Origin of the sequence: Natroniella sp. ANB-PHB2 (assembly GCF_046097105.1) — a bacterium.
Classification (GTDB): domain Bacteria; phylum Bacillota; class Halanaerobiia; order Halobacteroidales; family Halobacteroidaceae; genus Natroniella.
On sequence record NZ_CP175562.1, the window covers coordinates 1,879,719 to 1,898,477 of the forward strand.

Here is an 18,759-nt window from a genome sequence, read left to right on the forward strand (position 1 = left end):
TATATAGCTTAAATTTAAGTCCAAGTCTAAGTTTAAGTAAGAACTCAAAACCCTTATGTTTTTAACGATTATATTAGACTTAACCTCAACCTTAAACTTAAGCTGTTTTGTAATTATCCTCTAGCTTTAAGTAAGGCCAACACCCGCTCCATCTCATTCTTAACAATCATCAATCCTTCATCAACACCCATCCCTGGTTTGGCCAACATTTGATCAGGTCGGGTTGCCAACGCTAAATTAACACAGATTTGAGCTGAACGATCCGTCTCATTACAGGTTCCACCCTGATAAGCTCCTACTCCATTCTCCTTGCAGTATAATACCGCTTCTATTGTATTATTAATTCCACCTAAATCAGGTGTCTTAATCTGAACAACATCTGCTGCTTCTTGATCAACAAACATCTTGATATCTTCAAGAGTATTACACCATTCATCAGCTACCAACTCAACTGCTATTTCTCTGTTTTGAACTTCATCTCTTAAAACTTTCATATCTTTAATCTGTTCTTCTCTACTACCCGAATCCATTGGCCCTTCAATTCTAAGATTGTGTGGCTTAGCAGCCTGGGCCAACTCTTCTAAATAATTTGCCATCTGCTGTGGATCATTATCAAATGCTAAACCGATCGTACCATAGACATCAATATGAAAGATAGGCAAATAATCTGAAGTAGGTCGTAACTTCTTAACTCTATTTTTTAACCATTCAACATACTCCAATAATCTTTCCCCATTTTCACCTAATTTATCTTTAACATTATTAATCAACGCATGGGGCATCACATCTGTATGCTTAATAACCATTTTATCAACATTATCATATCTATCATCACCAGTTTGAGTAAAGATCGGTACAGGTTCTGCAATCAGTTCTAGATCATATTCCTCCGCTACTATCTCTGTCATCGTCTTTTTTTTAGCTTTAGCCACTGCATCTAATACTGCTTGAGTAAGACCATAGCGAATTGCAGTATGTAATCTTTCACCCTCCCTAAAAAATTGATCAATCTCTTCTGCTAGCTCCCTAAAAGAATTTAGCTCTCTTCCAATCAACTGAGGAGCAATCTCATCTTCAATCACTGGAATAAATTCTTGAGCTAAAAACAACGAATCTCTTCCTCCAGCTCCAGAATACTGAACTGCTGCACAATCACCATAAGCTACTTGTCCGTCTTCTAGAATGAGCATTACTGAAATTGACTCTCCAGCTTGACGGATTGCACTGAACCCTTCAGTCTTTGCTTGACCTACATAAGAAAACCTATCACTTTCAGCACCATCCTTGATCGCTTGTTGATCATCAAAATAAAATCCTGTCATTCCTGGAGAAGTAATTATATCTTTGATTTTCATCCAATCCCTCCTTGTTAGTCATCAGCTTTGAGTTATGAGCCGTTAGCCAATTCAAAATCATAAACACTGGTTTTAGCTGACAGCTGAAGACTGATAGCTACAGTTATTCCTACTCCCGTGGCCTTCCTACTAACTTACCCTTACTAATAGCATAAATATCATCAATTACCATTTGAAAATTAGGTTCTCGCAATTCCTCTTTGCCACGCTCTTCTAATTTAGCTTGGTTAAATTTTAATACTTCATCTGAAAAAGGTAGATTCCCTGGATTTAAATACCTTACTGCTCCTTCATTATCTCTAGCAGGTAAGATATTACCAGCGTTATATCTACTCGGCGCAAAAGGAATATCTATAATTCCTGCTGTAAAAGCTTTAACCGTACCTTGAGCTAAATCACCGTTACCTAATTCAAAGACTCTATCTAAAATCTGTCTAGTCTCTTTTTTAATCATCTCTTTTTCTTTTTCTAGTTTGCCATTAGAGGTGAATTCTTGATCTTTAAGCATATTGATTAACTGTTTAGTAGTTCTTAAACCTTCTGCATTAGCCTCTTTAGTTGGAATACCTAATGCTTCATGTGGCGTCTTTACAATAACCTTAGTAGCTTTGGCTAAAGCAGCTGTAGTAGCTCCCCACGAAATAACTCCAAAGGCTTGTGCTTCATCTTGAGGGAAACCTCCCATCCACTGATGAAAAACTGTAGTCAACATTATATCATCATAATCAGCTAAGTACTCTTCTGCCAACTCTTCTAAAGTCTTAATAGCAGCAACATCCTGAATCAAATTACCACACTGACCATATCCCAAAGTTAGGTTCTTAACCCCCTGCTCAACAGCCAATAATGCCTCTATAATTGCTACACTATGAGAAACTGATGGAGGTACCAAAGTTCCAGTTAATGGGCCAAAAGGCTCCCGATTGATCTTAACTCCATGTTCTTCATAAAATCCAATCAAACGGTCAACATACTGCCAATCATACAATGTCTGTTCTATTGAAACCTCCTTAGCATAAGGTATATTATAAGAAATCCCCCCACCTTCATAATCAGTAAACCCTCCTGCCAAGGTGATCTCTGCCAGTAATCTAGCATCTGGAGTTCCATGTCTAACCTGTAAAGGTGCATCTAAAGCTTCAACTACCCTTCTACAACCTTCAACTCCATGATTAACAGCTGGAAACCCATTCAATAATGACCTATCTTCATTTTGACTTTCCTTAATCCCAGCCGCTGCTTCTTGATAATTATTCTGTCTAGTGTAACTATCAATTGTAGTTGGCAATACATCTGCTTTTCCTTTTTCTCTTAAAAACTGCAACAACTCTATATGTTGATCAACTAAAGCTACCCCTGCTCGTGGTTGAATCAAAGAAACTCCTTCCTCTTTAGCCAATGCTAATTTATTAGCCATCACCTTTTCTGCTGGTAAATTTTTATGATAAGCAATAGCCTCATCTAAATCGACTGCTTCTCCTGTCGGCCATTGTCCTAAAATTTCTCCTCTAACTTGTTTGAATTTTTCTAAATCCCACTTTTTATTTTCTAATTTCATTCCATTTACCTCCTAATTAATTTAGTTAGTTACTCCTAAGTCCTGCTTTAGATCAGCAATTGGCTCTTCAGGTAATGTGCCTGGAGGATAGACCCGATCAAAGCCCATTTCTAAAAACTTTTCTTTAGTTGGTTCCCACTCTTGCTTACCAACTACTAAATTACCACCAACATATAATGTAATATCTTCTAAGCCAGATTCAATACACTTTTCTCTAAACCCTTTACAATCAAGTTCACCATGCCCATACAAAGAAGAAACCAAAATAGCATCTGCATCCGTTTCAATAGCAGCATTAATAAACTCTTTCTGAGGTGCCAATACTCCAATATTGACAACATCAAATCCTGCCTTTGTAAATGCCTCTTCTAAAATTCTATTTCCTACCGCATGAACATCAGAACCAATAACCCCCATCACCACTGTCTTCTTTTCTGCCATAGACTATCCCACCTCTAATTTAATTTTATTAAACAGAATTATCAAGAAGTTTTTATTACCTTATACTCATAAATAATGATACCCATTAAAAGTTTGATGCAATTTAGATACCAGTTAAAAAATAATCGTTTAATTTCATCTTATTTTAACAAAGAGATCGTTTTAACCTTTTACTAGACTTCTTATTTAATATTTTCAACCTAAACATAAAAATTAATCAACTTCAACAGAATTTAATTAAACGGAATGGGTTATCTAACTAAAAAAACAAGTTTTATTAAACCTATTAACCCAATTTTATAATTCATCTAATCAAATCGCTTTCAAATAAATTTTAGCCAACTGTAGAGCTTGGTTCGGTTTAATCTCAGCTAATAATCCAATTGCTGATAAAATATAATCTTGATCTAACATTAACTTAGGCTCCATTGGGGCCAAGATTTGTGGTTCGTCCGCACTAAATAGTCCCTCCTTCAATATTTCAGCCGGTTGTGCACTATGAACGACCACTCCACCAGTACCAATTATTAAATTTAATTTAGTTAAATCCTTACCATACTGGACATATTGTTGACCAAAAGGACTATAAACAGTCTCAATCCGCCCAACATGCCTGTTAACGGCAGCATTAGTAGCAGCCTTAGCAAGTGCTAAATCAAATTCTTTTTCCTGTTGTTCAGTAGGTACATAATTAACCTCTTCCCCAACTTTATCTATATAATCTAATAACTCATTTTGAAACATTTGCTCCACAAAATTTAATACATTTTCCTCTCCAACACTCTTTAATAAAGAAGAAGCACTATACCTCATTCCTAAATCTCCCTCAACAGTCCGCTTAATATAAGCTTCTTCTAGTCCTCTTAAGTTAACTCCTCCTTTGGTTGGCTTACCTTTAGCTGCTGAATGAATATCAGTAGTAGCCCCTCCAATATCAACAACCATCAACTCCCCTAAACCATCTTCTTGAGCAGTACCTTCTGAAATCAGCTCTGCTGCTTTCATCACTGCCGAAGGTGTTGGCATGATTACTCCTTCCAAATAATCTTCGACCAAATCCAAACCCTTAGCATAAATAATTTGCTCTAAAAAGACATCTCGAATCTTCTGACGGGCCGGTTCAATATTCAACTCTTCTAATTTAGGCATTACATTAGCTGTCAGATAAGCTGTTTTGTTTCCAGCCACCAAGATCTCTTCAACCTGCTTAGCCACTACTTTATTTCCTGCTACTATCACTGGAGTATCCAATTTAGATTCAGCCAACCGCATAGCATTCTCTAAAATTATATTCTGATTACCTCCATCAGTCCCCCCAGCCAACAAGATTACATCAGGTTCAACTCCAATAATCTCATCTATCTCAGCTGCTGTTAGCTCATAAGAGTAAACATCAGCAACTTTGGCCCCAGCTCCTAAAGCAGCTCTTTTAGCAGCTTCAGCAGTCAACTCAGGTACCAAGCCTACTGCTACCATCTTTAAACCACCTGCTGTACTACTACAAGCTAATCTATAATCAATCCCCTCTAGTTCAACTCCCTGTTCAATCAACTTCTTAAAAACCTCTTTAAGCCCCTGATCTATCCCTTCTTCAATCGTAGTGAATGCTTTTGCCGTTGCTTCTAACTTAAGCTCTGTCAAATTGAAGACGGTAGCTTTAGTATATGTGCTTCCAATATCAACCAATAAAGCTAATTCCATCTTTTCACCCCTTTAAATAAAAATTGATAATTGACAATTAAAATCTTAAAAAAAAACTGAAAAGAATACTTAAAATTATCAAATGCAAAAATAATGCCAGTCACCATTCGCTCTTGATTTCATTAGTTCCAACTATCTTCTGCTAATTAAATTTCTAAAACAACCCAACAATGGGTTGTTTATAAAGACTGCTTACTATAAAATATGTAGTCAACTCAATTAGAAAGAATACTTCTTTAGTATCCGGGCCAACTCCACCTCTATTTCAGTTTCTGGTACCTCAGCAGCAATTTCGCTCTGCTCATATTCAGGCCAAAAATGGGTCAACAGCACTTTACTAGCTTGAGCTTCAATCCCCAATTGAACCGCCTGCTTGACAGTTAAGTGGCCTGCCTTAGCATACTGACGATCTTTTTCCAATAAACTCGCCTCCGCTAACAATAAATCTATATTGAAAGCAAAATCTAGCAATGATTTATCCCAGCCAGTATCAGCAGTATAGACAAACTGCTTAACCCCATCATCAACTTTAATTGCATAACACTCCTTAGGATGATTACTTCTTTGAAAACTGACCTTTAAATTTCCTAATTCAAGTTCTGTCTCTTGACCAATCTGCTGTAAATGAAACTCATCTCCAACCTTAGCTTGGATAAATTGTAATTCATCCCCACCATCAAAAGGTAGATAAACTGCTAGTGCTTCCTCCCTCTTTCCGTACTTTATACTTTTTTCCATTCCATAATGCATCGGCAACAGATCCAAGCAGTGGTCTTGATGTAAATGAGAGATAATAATCGCATCTAACTGATAAAAAGGTATTATCTGCTGTAAATTACTCAATGTCCCCGGGCCAACATCAATCAAGATATTCTGCTTATCAGCCTGTAATAAATAACCTGAACAAGCAGCATCTTTAGTTGGATATGGAGAACAATTACCTAAGACAGTCAACTTCATTTTATCACCTCTTTTTCCCTTCGCTTTCTATTATAACATAATCTGCCTAACTCGCAATCTATAACTTAAGTTTAAGGCTAAAGTTAAGATTAAGCCTACCATTAAAAACATACATAAAGGCTTAGCTCTTACTTAGACTTAGGCTCGAACTTGATGGTTTTCAACTATTCACTGCTCTCCCCGACTCCTCTTGCAACCGCAATCACATAATAGACCGGAAACAATCCAGTTAATGGAAAAATTAAATACATAGCGAGATCTTCAATAGAATTTTTTAACATTTCAAAGTTCTCAGGTAACATCGCTAGCCCTAGTACAATCAAAGCCAACGGCAAGACCAACGGTTTATAATCCTCTAAGTTCAGCCATTGAGCAATTCCTACTGATACAGGAAAGAAATAACCTGCTACCGTCATATATGCGATTGGAAACCAGACAATCGTCAAGATCCCTTCAAAGCCTTTCAAAAAATCAGCAATCTCTAATAATCTAGTTACTGAAAAGATAGGAAAAGTATGAAATAAAGTACTCTCAACTCCTAAAACGCTGATAATCAAACTAACAATCATCAGCATCTGAATCATGATCAGAAAAAAACTACCTCCACTTATCTGCTCCATCAGGTCTAATTTATCCAAATAAGCTAGCCAAAAAGCCATAAATGCCAATCCAATACTTAACATTGCAAAAAACCGCAAACTACCTATCAAAACTGGCTCTAGCCCAAATTCTAAAAATGGTCTAAATCGCTCAAGACTCCCCCGTTCAATCCCTACTAAAAAAATAACCATCAACCCAGTTAGAACCAAAGGGACAAAGAACTGACATGTCCTAACATAAACCTCAAACCCCTTCTTAGCTACATAAACCGTTAAACCAACCAATAATAAATTAAAGGCAAGTGGAGGAGTTTCTGGCATCAAGATGATCAATACCTCAGTATTTAAACGTGTAATAAGTGATACATAAATAATAAAAGAGATGATATAAACAGCCCCCAATAGTTTACCTAAGAGAGTTCCTAAAACTTGCGGTAAGTATTCAATAAATGTCTGTCCAGGGAAGAGATTAGCCAGCTTAATTATAAATAAGCTCAAACAAAACCCAGCCAAGTAACCAGCAGGTACTGCCAGCCAAGAATCTCTGCCAGCTACTTCTGCTAAATAAGTATTAATTACCAAAAATTTAGTATTAAACAACCCTACAAAGAGCAAAAAGACTGCTTGACCCCTTGATACTATCTCCTCATTCAAAATTTTATTCCTCCCCTCCCCTCTTACCAAATAAAATATAGAGCTAAACCCACTCCACCTCCTAATAGAATAAAGAAAGTAATCAACTCCCTCCACAATTTCAGAGCAATCATTTTAGGGACTTCAATCAGACTGATTACTAAACCAGTTAACAACAGACCAATTATCTGCATCTAATTTTACCACCTTTCAATCTAAATCAGGAAATGTTCGCGTTACATATGTTCGACGTATCTTAGCATCTACAGTTACTTCTGCCTCTAATACAGAAAATTTATCTTCCCAATCATCTTCTATCTTTCTCCACTCCTCAGGATACTTACGATAGATCTCATCAGCAAAACCAAAGATATCAGCTTCAAATTCTTGCTGGGCCAACTCTATAATATTTTCCATCTCATTCTCTATATTTCTTGCCAACTTCTCTTCAAGTAAGAACCATCTATCTAATCTAGTCAAATCGGCTGGAGTATGCTGTTCAGCTAAAACCCCTTCTGTCTCAACCTCAACTTCCATTATCAATCTTCCATCCCTAAAGACTGGTTCTATACTTGATTCAGCCCGCATAATCTCAATGCTTAACTTCTGGTCATCTTCCCATGCTAAAACCATAACTGTACTCCCGATTCCATCTACAACCCAATTATACCCTCGCGTCTCTCGTTTATCTAAAAAGCCTTCTAATCGATCCTTTTTAAAGACTGCTGCTCCTTCTACATGTAGCTGTTCACCATTCATTAATTCTACAACCCCTACTACTGGAGCACCTGCCCTACTATTATATTGTTCCAAAAAATCAAATAAATCAACATCAACAATCCCCCCCAGTGTCTCCTGTTCTTTTAACATATCAACAATCGCCATCGAAGGAATCCGCTCTAGCTCATGCCTTGCTCCAACAATATCTTTAGCAACCCCTCTAGTAATTATCACTCTCTGCCCTAATCTCAACTCATGATCCCTAATAAAGAGTTCAAGTAGAGATAACATCCCCGCTCTAGCTACTTCCTCACCCACCACAATCACATTATTATACTGCCAGAATAGCAGTCGCCCTGCTTGCCTGACAAAATTTCGAATCGCATCAAAGATTGTCTCCCCTTGACTACTGATAATCCAGATTGGATCTGCATCAGGGGCAGGTTCTCCAGCGGCAGGAACCCCGATCTCATGTGGTTTCAACAGTTGGGTCGTTACTTCTATCAGGTCATTAGGTGCCAAATCTATAGCAGTTCCTACTACAAAGGTACGATCCTTCATCTCAGTATAGTTCCAACAACCAACTAAAAAGATTACCAAACTAAGCAAGGTTAAAATTAAAGCTTTTTTCTTCATCTTTTAAGAGTCATTCCTTTCCAACTCATCCCGATAAGGACTAGGCCTTTGCCTTAGGTTAGCTCTTTTTCGATTATCTTTGCTCAACAGCCCAGGTCTGTTAACCATTAACCACCATGGAACCCTGATAAAGACATCCTTTAAGCTTTTAATATCTAGAGGAGCTAATGGATATAGATAAGGCACTCCAAAAGAACGTAAGGAAGATAAATGGATTACTAACCCAATAATAAATGTTAAGACTCCTGGTAAGCCCATTGCACTTGCAAATAAGATCGCAACCAATCTCAACAGAGTAACCGCATCGGTCAATGGAGGAACGATAAAGCTAGAAATAGCAGTTAAAGCGGTTACAATCACAACTGGAGCCCCTACCAAACCAGCATTGATAGCTGCATCACCTAAGATCAGTGCTCCTACAATACTGATTGCCTGCCCTACAGCCCGCGGCATTCGCACCCCTGCCTCTCGTAAGATCTCAAATAAAAATCCCATCAATATTACCTCTACTGCCTTAGGAAAAGGAACCCCTTCTGAGGCAATGGCTACAGAAATAGCCAATTCGGTTGGTAACAACTCAGGATGAAAGCTAACGACAGCAATATATATTGCTGGCAATAAGAGTGCAAGTACAAAAGCAGCATATCTAATAATTCTAATTACTGAAACTAAATAAGGAGCTGAATAATAATCTTCTGCTGTCATCAAACTCTCGACAAAGATATGGGGTACTGTCAATACTGTTGGCGTTCCATTGACAAAGATTGCAATTCTACCTTCTAAGAGCTTACCTGCTACTATATCAGGCTTTTCACTATTAGCCACCGTAGAAAAGACTGACAGTGGATGATCTACAATAAACTCTTCTATATAACCTGACTCTAAGATAGCATCAATTTCTATCCTACTAACTCTACTCCTTACCTCATCTACAATCTTCTCATTAGCAATTCCCTTTATATAAGCTAAACAGACATTTGTCTTGGTCTGCTGACCTAATGTAATCTGTTCTAACTTTAAATTAGAATTATTCAGCTTCCGCCTTAATAATGATGTATTTACAGATAGAGTTTCAACAAAGCTCTCTTTAGGCCCTCTGATTGTAGTCTCTACTTCTGGCTTCTCCACTGCTCTACTCTCAAAAGCAACACTATCAATCAAGATTGCTCTTTGCTCTCCAGCCAAAAATAAAGCAGCCTTACCACCTGTCACCCCTTCAACCACCTCTTCTATCGTAAATGCTTCGCCTATATTAGGAGTAGAAATGATTGATTTGGTTATCTTTTTTAAATCAATTGCTTTTTCTGTACTATTCATCAATGGTTTTAAAATATTCTCACTCATAATCTTCTCTTCAGTCAATCCATCAATAAAGACTAAAAAAGCATCTTTAAGGTTATATTTAGTGACTGAAAATTCTCTAATACAGATATCATAATTATCAGCAAAGACATCTTCAATTAAGGTTTGATTCTGCTTTAATCTCTTTACTATCTTCTTCCCCTCTACCATCTCAGTAGGGAGTTGATCTTGATCTTTTTCTTGTTTACTCTTTAATAATAGCCAAAGCTTAATTTTATCTAGCAGTTTTTGAAACACTATGTAACCTCCAAGTAAAAAGACCTATGTCTTTTTTAGTCTAAGTTTAAGCAATCTAAAACTTTTAATAAATCAATTCTTTAGTATTTTTACCCACCAAATCAAATATTATTCTCTCCACCTAAAAACAAAATGACCTACGATCATAGTCTAAGGATAAGTTTAAGGTTAAGTCTGAGTCTAAGTAACCCATTTAAAAAACTTAAAGCTAAAAAATCAGCCACAATCCTTTAAAAAATATAATTTTCTCAATCATAAAAAAAGGGCCAACATCTTTAGCAAAAAGATGTTGGCCCTTCCTCTGTTTTATTATTTTGCTTTTACTGTTTTTACTTAAACTTAAACTCAACCTCAATCTTAAGCTTAACCTTAACCTAATTCACCATATTCTTTTATTCCTTGCTCATCAAGTAATTCAATCCACTCTAGCAGACTCCTACCCTTAATAACTAACTTTTTGTCTAACTCTGCTAATGGCTTCAAAACAAAAACCCGTTCTTGAATTCTAGGATGGGGAACGGTCAACTTCTGATCACTCAAAGCCAAGTCACCATATAATAAGATATCAACATCAATACTCCTTGGCCCCCACCTAATCTTCCGTTCTCTATCTAAATCCTTTTCTACCCCTTGACACTCTGCTAACAATTGATAAGGGGCCAACTCAGTCTTAACTTCCAAGCAAAGATTTAAAAATTTATCCTGCTCAGTATAGCCCCACGGCTCAGTTTCATAAACCTTAGAAACCTTGATCAATTCTGTCTTAGGAAAATTAGAGATCAACTCTACTGCTTCTTTCAAATTCTTTTCTTTATCTCCCAAATTTGTTCCTAATCCTAAATAAACTGACTCCATCTTAACTACTCCCTCGACTTCTGGTGATCTCTACTCCAAAGTGATCGAATATAGCATCAACAGGTGCTTCAGGCTTCTTAATTCTAACCATCACTTCTTCAACCTTAGAAAAATCCTCTAAAATACTACTGGCTATATCTTCGGCTACAGCTTCGATCAAATTATAAGTTTGAGCATAAAATACCTCTTTGATTACTTCATAGACTTCAGCATAGTTAATTGCATCATCTAATTGATCACTTTGACCAGCTTTTCTTAAATCTGAATATAACTCCAAATCTATAAAGAACTTCTGGCCAATCTCATTCTCTGCACTCAATGCTCCATGATAACCATAAAAAGCTAAATTATTCAAGATTACTTTATCCATTATTCATCCCTACTTTCTAAAGATAGCATCAGTTACTTGAGCAGCCCTTAAATTCTCCTTAATATCATGAACCCTAACGATATCTACACCATGCATAATGCCCATTACAGTTGTAGCTACCGTTCCTTCAACCCGCTCTTTTGGAGGTAAATCTAATATTTCACCTAACATTGACTTTCTAGAAGTACCTAGCAATAAAGGATGTCCTAACCCCTTTAATTCTGATAACCTTCTCACAATTTCCATACTTTCTTCAGCACTAATCCCAAAACCAATTCCCGGATCTAAGATAATATTTTTCTCTTTAACCCCTGCACCTTTAGCAAGATCAATACTCTTTCGTAGAAAATTCTTAATTGAACCAATAATATCTCCTCTATCATTACAAAAGCGACCATTATACATTGCTACAACTGGCACATCATACTCTGCAATTACCTGAGCCATATCTTCATCCCATTGTAACCCCCGCACATCATTAATAATATCTACTCCTAGCCCTAAAACCTCTTTAGCTACTTCTGCTTTATATGTATCAACAGAGATAGGAACACCAATTTCAGCTACAAGTTTATTTAATACAGGAGTCAACCTTCTTAACTCTTCTGCAGCACTTACCTTCTCCGATCCTGGGCGAGTCGATTCTGCTCCGATATCAATAATATCTGCACCTTGAGCTACCATCTTTTTGGCCCGTTCTACTGCTTCATCCTTCTGGAAGTATTCTCCTCCATCTGAAAAGCTATCAGGAGTTAAATTTAAGATTCCCATGATATATGTTTTAGAACCAAAATCAAACATACTATCCCTCCACTATTTTGATATATTGTGTCACTTCGTGACACAGCCGTCAGCTATCAGCAAACGGTTTTGTTACGGAGAGTCTTTTTAAGACTCGTTGGATCAGTCGTGAACCAGTTCAAAACCTTTAAAACCAAAACCTAAAACCACTTAACCCCTTAAAACCAAAAGCTTAAAGCTTGTTTTGAATTTGACTTTATAATTTTGCTTTTCCTACAGGTCAAAAAATTTGACCTTCCGTGATAAAGACCATCTGCTGATAGATGAGGACTGACAGCTATTTATTATTAATCAAAGACATTACTTCATTTCTAGCAGCAATATCCTCAGTAAATTTACCTCTAACTGCTGAAGTTATCGTCTTGGCCCCAGGCTTTTTAACTCCTCTCATTGTCATACACATATGTTCCGCCTCAATTACCAACACTACACCATACGGCTCTAAAACTTCCATTATATTATCTGCCACTGTCTTGGTCATCCGCTCTTGCAGTTGGGGCCTTTGAGCTATTGTTTCTATAACCTTAACCAATCTTGAGAGTCCAGTTACCCTACCATCTTTGGGGATATAAGCTACATGTGCCTTCCCAAAAAAAGGTATCAAATGATGTTCACAGATTGAATAAAAGTTTATATCCTTTAATAATACCAACTCCTCATAACCTTCATCTTCAAAATGAAGCTCGAGCATCTCTTTAGAATCTTTATTGACCCCAGAAAAAATCTCTCCATACATCTTTGCTACCCGCTCTGGAGTATTCCTCAGCCCCTCCCGTTCAGGATCTTCACCTATCGCCTCTAAAATATCTCTAACAGCATTCTCTATCTTCTTAGTATCCACTTCACTCACCCCTTCTAAATTTTAAATTATATTGTCTAGTTCAAATTAAAAACTATATGTCTTTTCCTTAAAACACTGATCAATTTGAGTAAATAATCGGTTATCGTCCTCATACGATACATCTCGAATCTCTCTAACCTTAATCAAATCTATCAAACTATTAGTAGCAAATACAGCCTGGAATTTATCCAATTCATCCAACTTAATCCTAGCTAACTCAAATTCAATTCCTAATTCCTTAACTAGCTCAATTACTTTACTTCTAATTATCCCTGGTAACAAACCCAAATCACTCCTAGGAGTTACTACTTTGTCTCCTTTAATAAAGAAGAGATTAGTCATCGAACCTTCTAGTACAAAATCATCTAAATTAACGAATAATGCTTCATCATATCCTTGCTTCAATGCTGCTCGTTTAGAATAGAGACTGGCAAAGTAATTGGTTGTTTTGTACTGATATAAAGTACTCTGCCCTCTCTTAAGTGGGGCCAACATCAATCTATAACCCCGCTGATAATCATCTTTTTGATAAGGAATCTCACGCGTAGAAAAATTATACCCCTCATCACAGACTGTAATCCGCAATGCCTTATCTTCCATCCCTTCTACATAATCCAATATCTCTTGCTCTAAATCTTGCTTACTAATCTCAAACGAAATTTCCAAATCAACAACTCCATCATACAGCCTATCTAAATGCTCTTCTAAAAATATAACTCTACCATCAATCACCTTCATCGTTTCAAATAATCCCACACCGAACCTAGCCAGCTCACTGCTAAAGGAGAGCTTATCCTTCATAATATCCCCTCACAGCAGCCATTATCGACTTAGCTTTATCAAGTGTTTCATCATATTCCTCTTTTGGATTAGAATCCCAAGTTATTCCACCACCAACTTGGAAATAGATATCATCAGCCTTCTTAACAATAGTTCTAATTGCTATATTTAAATCGAGATTACCATCAAATCCAAAATAACCTATCGAACCTGTATAAACATTTCTTTGTGTTGGTTCTAACTCATCTATAATCTCCATTGATCTAATCTTAGGTGCACCCGTAATCGAACCGCCTGGAAAGGTTGCTTCAATCAGATCAATTAAATCATTCTCTTCTTTCAACTCTCCTTCTACTGTAGCTACTAAATGATGTACATTAGCATACTCTTCTAACTCAAACAGCTCAGGAACTTTAACCGTTCCTGTCTTAGAAACCCTCCCTAGATCATTTCTTTCTAAATCAACGATCATTAATAACTCAGCCCGATCCTTTTCACTATTATATAACTCTTCTTTAAGTCTCAAATCTTCCTCAGGAGTCTCACCACGAGGCCTAGTCCCTTTAATCGGTCTTGTTTCCACTACCCGATCTTCAACCTTAATAAATCGCTCAGGCGAATTAGAAAGAATATCTACCTCAGCAAAATTTAAAAAAGATCCAAATGGGGCTGGACTGATCCTTCTTAAATCTCGATATAATTCATAACTTGACATCTCCACTTGACCTCTAAATCTCTGCGTCAAATTGGCTTGGTAGATATCACCAGCCATAATATAGTCCCTAACTTGTTCAATTGCTTCTAAATAATCATCTCTTGCAAAGTTAGACTCTATTTTAACCTCAGGGTAATCCGACTGTTGATAACAAATAGCTGGTATTCCTTCTTGCTCCCCTACTTCAATTCGCCTCAGCACCTCTGTCATTAATTTCTCTTCTTTGGCTGGATCAAGATCTGGGGTAGCTAGGTAAGTCTTATCCTCTAAATGATCAACAACTATTACCCAATCATATAATCCAAAGTAGAGATCAGGTATCTTGACATCATCTAACGCTGTCCGTGGCAAACTCTCTATATAATGGCATAGATCGTAGGATAAATAACCTACTGCTCCTCCAACAAATGGAAGATGAGTCTCATTTTTAACTTCATAGTTAGCTAGTTCCTCTCTTAATTCGTCTAATGGGTTTAAATCGCTATCCTTATACTTTAAGATCTTAAATGGATTAGCACTTATAAAAGAATATCTCCCTAATCTATTTTCATGTAATGAACTATCAAGAATAAAACTATGGTCATCATTTTTAAATAATGTATATAATTCGAATACATCTAGGTCTGTCCTAACTTCTGTGATCATTGCTACTTGCCCCTTTTGCTTCAATAATAAAGTTCTTTAGTAAATTATGTCCCTGCTCTGTCAAAATTGCTTCAGGATGAAATTGAACTCCTTCTAACAGATAATCTCGATGTTTAATTCCCATAATCTCTCCTTGCTCAGTCTCGGCTGTAACCTCCAATTCTTCTGGTAAACTATCCCTTTCTACAATCAGAGAGTGATACCTTGTTACCTTTAAAGGGTTGTTAAGACCTTTGAAGACACCTTTGTTTTGATGTTCAATAGCATGCACCTTACCATGAACAGGCTTCAATGCTTTAACTACCTTACCTCCAAAGACATAAGCAATAACTTGATGCCCTAAACAGATTCCTAAAATAGGTTTCTCCCCTTTAAAATGACTCACTACCTTTCTTGAAATTCCTGCTTCTAAGGGAGTACAAGGGCCAGGCGAAATAACTATCAACTCTGGATCTAACTCTTCTATCTCCTTAATCGTAATCTTATCATTCCGTTTAACTACTAGCTTCTCTTCTAATTCTTGTAAATATTGGACTAAATTATACGTAAATGAGTCATAATTATCTATCATTAGAATCAATGGGAGTCCCCCTATCCCGACTTATTTTCAACATATAAAATCATTATTATGTGTATAGACTTACTTTTTATTGATTTCTAATATCAGTAGAAAAATTATCTTTACAATAATTTTAAGTAAATATAGCAACTACAAAAAAGTTCTTTAAAACTACCTCGAGAGTCTTTAAACTTGCAAGTTTTTGACTCACACAGATACTTACACTATTTTTTAACATCACTTATTATATCAAACCAATCTCAGTTTGGCAATTTTTCTAAATATTCAGATATTAATGTTTGGAATTAATAATAGATATTATCAAGCTGGCTACCCATCTAATGCTCAAATAATCGAACAAGCAAATAAAAAATTATTCAGCTACATAAAAAACCCCATTTGATTGGGGTTAGAGAAGATCCAATTCAAAACCTTTCCTTATTGAAAATCCTAAATTATTGATCTATTGATATAGAGTGGCACTTTAAGTGCCACAATATTCCTTATACTTCACTCTCAACTGCTTGCTGTAATGGCTTACTTTGCATAAACCACACCACAACTAAAATAACTAAACCAACAAAATCCGCTAATAAATAAGGCGTTAATAAAGCTAGCGCACCGACTAATAAAAGGAATCGTTCTACCATACTAGCTTCTCGCTTTAAATAACCTAGTATTCCTCCTGCTAAAGCTAAAACGCTTATAATAGAGGTGGTTATAATCAAAACAACTTCTAAGGTATTAGTCTCAAGTAATAACATCGCTGGTGAATAGACAAAGACAAACGGAACTACAAAACCAGCAATTGCTAATTTAATCGCCATAATTCCCGTTTTAAAAGGATCAGAACCTGCAATTCCTGCTCCAGCATAAGCTGCTAATGCAGCTGGTGGCGTCAAATCTGCTACTACCCCGAAGTACAATACAAATAAGTGTGCAGCTAAGACTGGAACACCTAACTCTACTAAAGCCGGAGCTGCCATTGAAGCTAAAACGATATAAGTAGCTGTTGTAGGTAATCCTTTACCTAAGATAGTACAAGCAATCATCGTATAAAATAAAGCTAAAAATAAGTTCCCCTGAGCTAAAGAGATGATTAAGTTAGCAAATCTAAGACCTAATCCAGTCAAGGTAGTTACCCCTACTATAAAACCAACACAAGCACAAGCAGCTGCTACACCTAAAGCTGATTTGGCACCTTCTTCTAAAGTATCAACTATATCCTGCCAACTCATTCTTGTCTCTTTTCGTAAATAACATAATACAAAGGATAAAACAATCCCGACAAAAGAAGCTCTTAAAGGAGTATATCCACTAAATAAATAATAAAAAATAGCTACTAAAGGAATTATCATTTGGCCCTTTGTCTTCAAAACTTCAATAACCTTAGGAACTTTCTCTTTACTCATTCCGCTTAACCCTAATCGCTTAGCTTCAAAATGAACCATAAAACCAACTGCCAAATAATATAATAAAGCTGGTAAAATAGCTGCTCTTGCTATCTTCATGTAAGGCACTCCAATAAATTCAGACATAATAAAAGCTGCAGCTCCCATGATTGGTGGCATTATCTGTCCACCAGTAGAAGCAGCTGCCTCTACTCCCGCTGCAAAGTAACCTTTATAACCTACCTTCTGCATTAAAGGAATTGTAAAAGAACCAGTTGTTACTGTATTAGCAACAGAACTTCCTGAAATTGAACCCATAAACCCACTAGAGATTATTGCTGCTTTAGCTGGCCCACCAGTCGTTCTACCTGTCAAGGCCATTGCCAAATCAATAAATAAATCACCCAACCCTGTTCTTTTAGCAAAAGCACCTAACAATAAAAATAAAAATACATAGGTTGCTGAAACTCCCAATGGAATACCAAAAATACCCTCAGTTGTAAAGTACATATGGCTAGCAATTCTGGTAAAAGAATAACCTCTATGTCCTAACATCCCTGGTATCTGTGGGCCAAAATAAGCATATAGCAGAAATAATACAGAAATTGCAGGCAATTCCCAACCAATAGCCCGCCTTGTTGCTTCTAAAACTAAAACAATTGCAATTACTGCCATTACTCTATCTAATGTAGTAAACACTCCTGCTCTGCTAACTAATTCTTGATAATTAACAACTAGATAACCACTGACAATAACTCCTAAAATAGCTAATAGATAATCAAACTTCCTTAACACCTTATTATTAGTCAACTGGTTATGAATTGGATAAATTAAAAAGATCAAGACTAAAACAAAACCTAAATGAACTGCTCGCTGATTCAAAGCTAATAAAACCCCAAATCCTGCTGTATAAAGATGAAATAATGACATCATAACTGCAAGCACCGTCACAAAACTTGCCATAATTCCCTTATATTCTTTCAACTCACCTATGACACCAACTTCTTCTAATAAATCTTCATCTACCTTCGCTTCTACATTGATTGGCTTGTCATCCATCTTACTACCTCCCTCTTCCAAACTCTAATTTTTTTATCAGTTATAAGATCTATTTTGACTCTTTTCATTGGTTCTACTACTTTATATAGTTCATATTCCTTATTCTCAATCAAAAATTTATGTTCAGTTTTATTTCCAATTAGCAGTGAAATACACTCTAACTTCTTGTCAATCCCCTTAATTTTAAATTTATCATCTCGAATACTATAATTATCTTTATCTGAAAAAGGCAAGCCAGCTCCATAAGATTGGTATTCAGTCCCTATTAGATATAACTGCCCCTCCTTAACTTGAAAAAACTCCCAAACGGGCGTTTTAGCTACTGAATGTAGATATCCAATTGCAAATTCCAATCCATCTTGGCTAGCAACTTCCCATCTAATATCTCCTGTTCCATCTTTAATTACTAATAATTCATCTTCTAATAAAAACAAACTGAATAGGATTATAATAGCTAATAATATCACAAGTGCTTTCTTAGAAAAAAAGCCCATAAAATGATATCCGGACATTAAAATCAATGCCCGGATTCCTCACCTCA

At 36.4% G+C, this 18,759-nt stretch carries 18 protein-coding genes; all 18 read right to left on the reverse strand.

Features of this window, described 5'->3' with window-relative positions:
- Positions 1–113 precede the first annotated feature (113 nt).
- Positions 114–1,355: a methylaspartate ammonia-lyase gene (locus ACKF5P_RS09450; protein ID WP_408954954.1), complete on the reverse strand. Its 1,242-nt coding sequence runs from the start codon at positions 1,353–1,355 to the stop codon at positions 114–116.
- A gap of 109 nt (positions 1,356–1,464) precedes the next feature.
- Positions 1,465–2,913: a methylaspartate mutase subunit E gene (locus ACKF5P_RS09455; protein WP_408954955.1), complete on the reverse strand. Its 1,449-nt coding sequence runs from the start codon at positions 2,911–2,913 to the stop codon at positions 1,465–1,467.
- Between the two features lie 21 nt (positions 2,914–2,934).
- On the reverse strand, positions 2,935–3,354 hold the full coding sequence (gene glmS / locus ACKF5P_RS09460) for a methylaspartate mutase subunit S (RefSeq protein ID WP_408954956.1): 420 nt from the start codon (positions 3,352–3,354) through the stop codon (positions 2,935–2,937).
- 312 nt (positions 3,355–3,666) lie between these two features.
- Entirely contained in the window at positions 3,667–5,055 is a 1,389-nt protein-coding gene (gene glmL / locus ACKF5P_RS09465; RefSeq protein WP_408954957.1) for a methylaspartate mutase accessory protein GlmL, read from the reverse strand.
- A gap of 219 nt (positions 5,056–5,274) precedes the next feature.
- Positions 5,275–6,015, reverse strand: coding sequence for an MBL fold metallo-hydrolase (locus tag ACKF5P_RS09470; RefSeq protein WP_408954958.1), 741 nt, complete (start codon positions 6,013–6,015; stop codon positions 5,275–5,277).
- Between the two features lie 164 nt (positions 6,016–6,179).
- Entirely contained in the window at positions 6,180–7,268 is a 1,089-nt protein-coding gene (locus tag ACKF5P_RS09475; RefSeq protein WP_408954959.1) for an endospore germination permease, read from the reverse strand.
- 23 nt (positions 7,269–7,291) lie between these two features.
- Positions 7,292–7,441 (reverse strand): hypothetical protein, encoded by a 150-nt coding sequence (locus tag ACKF5P_RS09480; protein ID WP_408954960.1) that lies wholly within the window; start codon positions 7,439–7,441, stop codon positions 7,292–7,294.
- Positions 7,442–7,457: 16 nt separating this feature from the next.
- Positions 7,458–8,603, reverse strand: a complete 1,146-nt coding sequence (locus ACKF5P_RS09485; protein ID WP_408954961.1) for a Ger(x)C family spore germination protein — start codon at positions 8,601–8,603, stop codon at positions 7,458–7,460.
- Positions 8,604–8,606: 3 nt separating this feature from the next.
- Positions 8,607–10,202 (reverse strand): spore germination protein, encoded by a 1,596-nt coding sequence (locus ACKF5P_RS09490; RefSeq protein ID WP_408954962.1) that lies wholly within the window; start codon positions 10,200–10,202, stop codon positions 8,607–8,609.
- 369 nt (positions 10,203–10,571) lie between these two features.
- Positions 10,572–11,057 carry a 2-amino-4-hydroxy-6-hydroxymethyldihydropteridine diphosphokinase gene (gene folK, locus ACKF5P_RS09495; RefSeq protein ID WP_408954963.1) on the reverse strand — a complete coding sequence of 162 codons (486 nt, stop codon included), beginning with the start codon at positions 11,055–11,057 and terminating at the stop codon, positions 10,572–10,574.
- 1 nt (position 11,058) lies between these two features.
- A complete protein-coding gene (folB, locus tag ACKF5P_RS09500) occupies positions 11,059–11,427 on the reverse strand; it encodes a dihydroneopterin aldolase (RefSeq protein WP_408954964.1) in 369 nt (122 codons plus the stop codon).
- 9 nt (positions 11,428–11,436) lie between these two features.
- Positions 11,437–12,228 carry a dihydropteroate synthase gene (gene folP / locus ACKF5P_RS09505; RefSeq protein WP_408954965.1) on the reverse strand — a complete coding sequence of 264 codons (792 nt, stop codon included), beginning with the start codon at positions 12,226–12,228 and terminating at the stop codon, positions 11,437–11,439.
- Positions 12,229–12,505: 277 nt separating this feature from the next.
- Positions 12,506–13,078, reverse strand: coding sequence for a GTP cyclohydrolase I FolE (gene folE, locus ACKF5P_RS09510; RefSeq protein ID WP_408954966.1), 573 nt, complete (start codon positions 13,076–13,078; stop codon positions 12,506–12,508).
- A 36-nt stretch (positions 13,079–13,114) separates the two neighbouring features.
- Positions 13,115–13,870: an aminotransferase class IV gene (locus tag ACKF5P_RS09515; protein WP_408954967.1), complete on the reverse strand. Its 756-nt coding sequence runs from the start codon at positions 13,868–13,870 to the stop codon at positions 13,115–13,117.
- On the reverse strand, positions 13,860–15,209 hold the full coding sequence (pabB, locus tag ACKF5P_RS09520) for an aminodeoxychorismate synthase component I (protein WP_408954968.1): 1,350 nt from the start codon (positions 15,207–15,209) through the stop codon (positions 13,860–13,862). Before pabB ends, ACKF5P_RS09515 begins: the two co-directional genes overlap by 11 nt.
- On the reverse strand, positions 15,193–15,789 hold the full coding sequence (locus ACKF5P_RS09525; RefSeq protein ID WP_408954969.1) for an anthranilate synthase component II: 597 nt from the start codon (positions 15,787–15,789) through the stop codon (positions 15,193–15,195). The genes pabB and ACKF5P_RS09525 overlap by 17 nt, the downstream gene beginning before the upstream one ends.
- A gap of 482 nt (positions 15,790–16,271) precedes the next feature.
- Complete coding sequence (locus tag ACKF5P_RS09530; protein ID WP_408954970.1) at positions 16,272–18,218, reverse strand: TRAP transporter permease; 1,947 nt, start codon at positions 18,216–18,218, stop codon at positions 16,272–16,274.
- Positions 18,194–18,712, reverse strand: a complete 519-nt coding sequence (locus ACKF5P_RS09535) for a DUF1850 domain-containing protein (protein ID WP_408954971.1) — start codon at positions 18,710–18,712, stop codon at positions 18,194–18,196. Before ACKF5P_RS09535 ends, ACKF5P_RS09530 begins: the two co-directional genes overlap by 25 nt.
- Between the last annotated feature and the right edge of the window lie 47 nt (positions 18,713–18,759).

What these genes read in the sequence shown, in the direction of transcription:
- ACKF5P_RS09470 (WP_408954958.1), bottom strand. Translation starts at nt 6,015, where the DNA reads ATGAAGTTGACTGTCTTAGGTAATTGTTCTCCATATCCAACTAAAGAT.
- ACKF5P_RS09485 (WP_408954961.1), bottom strand. Translation starts at nt 8,603, where the DNA reads ATGAAGAAAAAAGCTTTAATTTTAACCTTGCTTAGTTTGGTAATCTTT.
- ACKF5P_RS09450 (WP_408954954.1), bottom strand. Translation starts at nt 1,355, where the DNA reads ATGAAAATCAAAGATATAATTACTTCTCCAGGAATGACAGGATTTTAT.
- ACKF5P_RS09480 (WP_408954960.1), bottom strand. Translation starts at nt 7,441, where the DNA reads ATGCAGATAATTGGTCTGTTGTTAACTGGTTTAGTAATCAGTCTGATT.
- folK (WP_408954963.1), bottom strand. Translation starts at nt 11,057, where the DNA reads ATGGAGTCAGTTTATTTAGGATTAGGAACAAATTTGGGAGATAAAGAA.
- ACKF5P_RS09535 (WP_408954971.1), bottom strand. Translation starts at nt 18,712, where the DNA reads ATGGGCTTTTTTTCTAAGAAAGCACTTGTGATATTATTAGCTATTATA.
- pabB (WP_408954968.1), bottom strand. Translation starts at nt 15,209, where the DNA reads ATGATCACAGAAGTTAGGACAGACCTAGATGTATTCGAATTATATACA.
- ACKF5P_RS09455 (WP_408954955.1), bottom strand. Translation starts at nt 2,913, where the DNA reads ATGAAATTAGAAAATAAAAAGTGGGATTTAGAAAAATTCAAACAAGTT.
- glmS (WP_408954956.1), bottom strand. Translation starts at nt 3,354, where the DNA reads ATGGCAGAAAAGAAGACAGTGGTGATGGGGGTTATTGGTTCTGATGTT.
- glmL (WP_408954957.1), bottom strand. Translation starts at nt 5,055, where the DNA reads ATGGAATTAGCTTTATTGGTTGATATTGGAAGCACATATACTAAAGCT.
- folP (WP_408954965.1), bottom strand. Translation starts at nt 12,228, where the DNA reads ATGTTTGATTTTGGTTCTAAAACATATATCATGGGAATCTTAAATTTA.
- folB (WP_408954964.1), bottom strand. Translation starts at nt 11,427, where the DNA reads ATGGATAAAGTAATCTTGAATAATTTAGCTTTTTATGGTTATCATGGA.
- ACKF5P_RS09530 (WP_408954970.1), bottom strand. Translation starts at nt 18,218, where the DNA reads ATGGATGACAAGCCAATCAATGTAGAAGCGAAGGTAGATGAAGATTTA.
- ACKF5P_RS09515 (WP_408954967.1), bottom strand. Translation starts at nt 13,870, where the DNA reads ATGAAGGATAAGCTCTCCTTTAGCAGTGAGCTGGCTAGGTTCGGTGTG.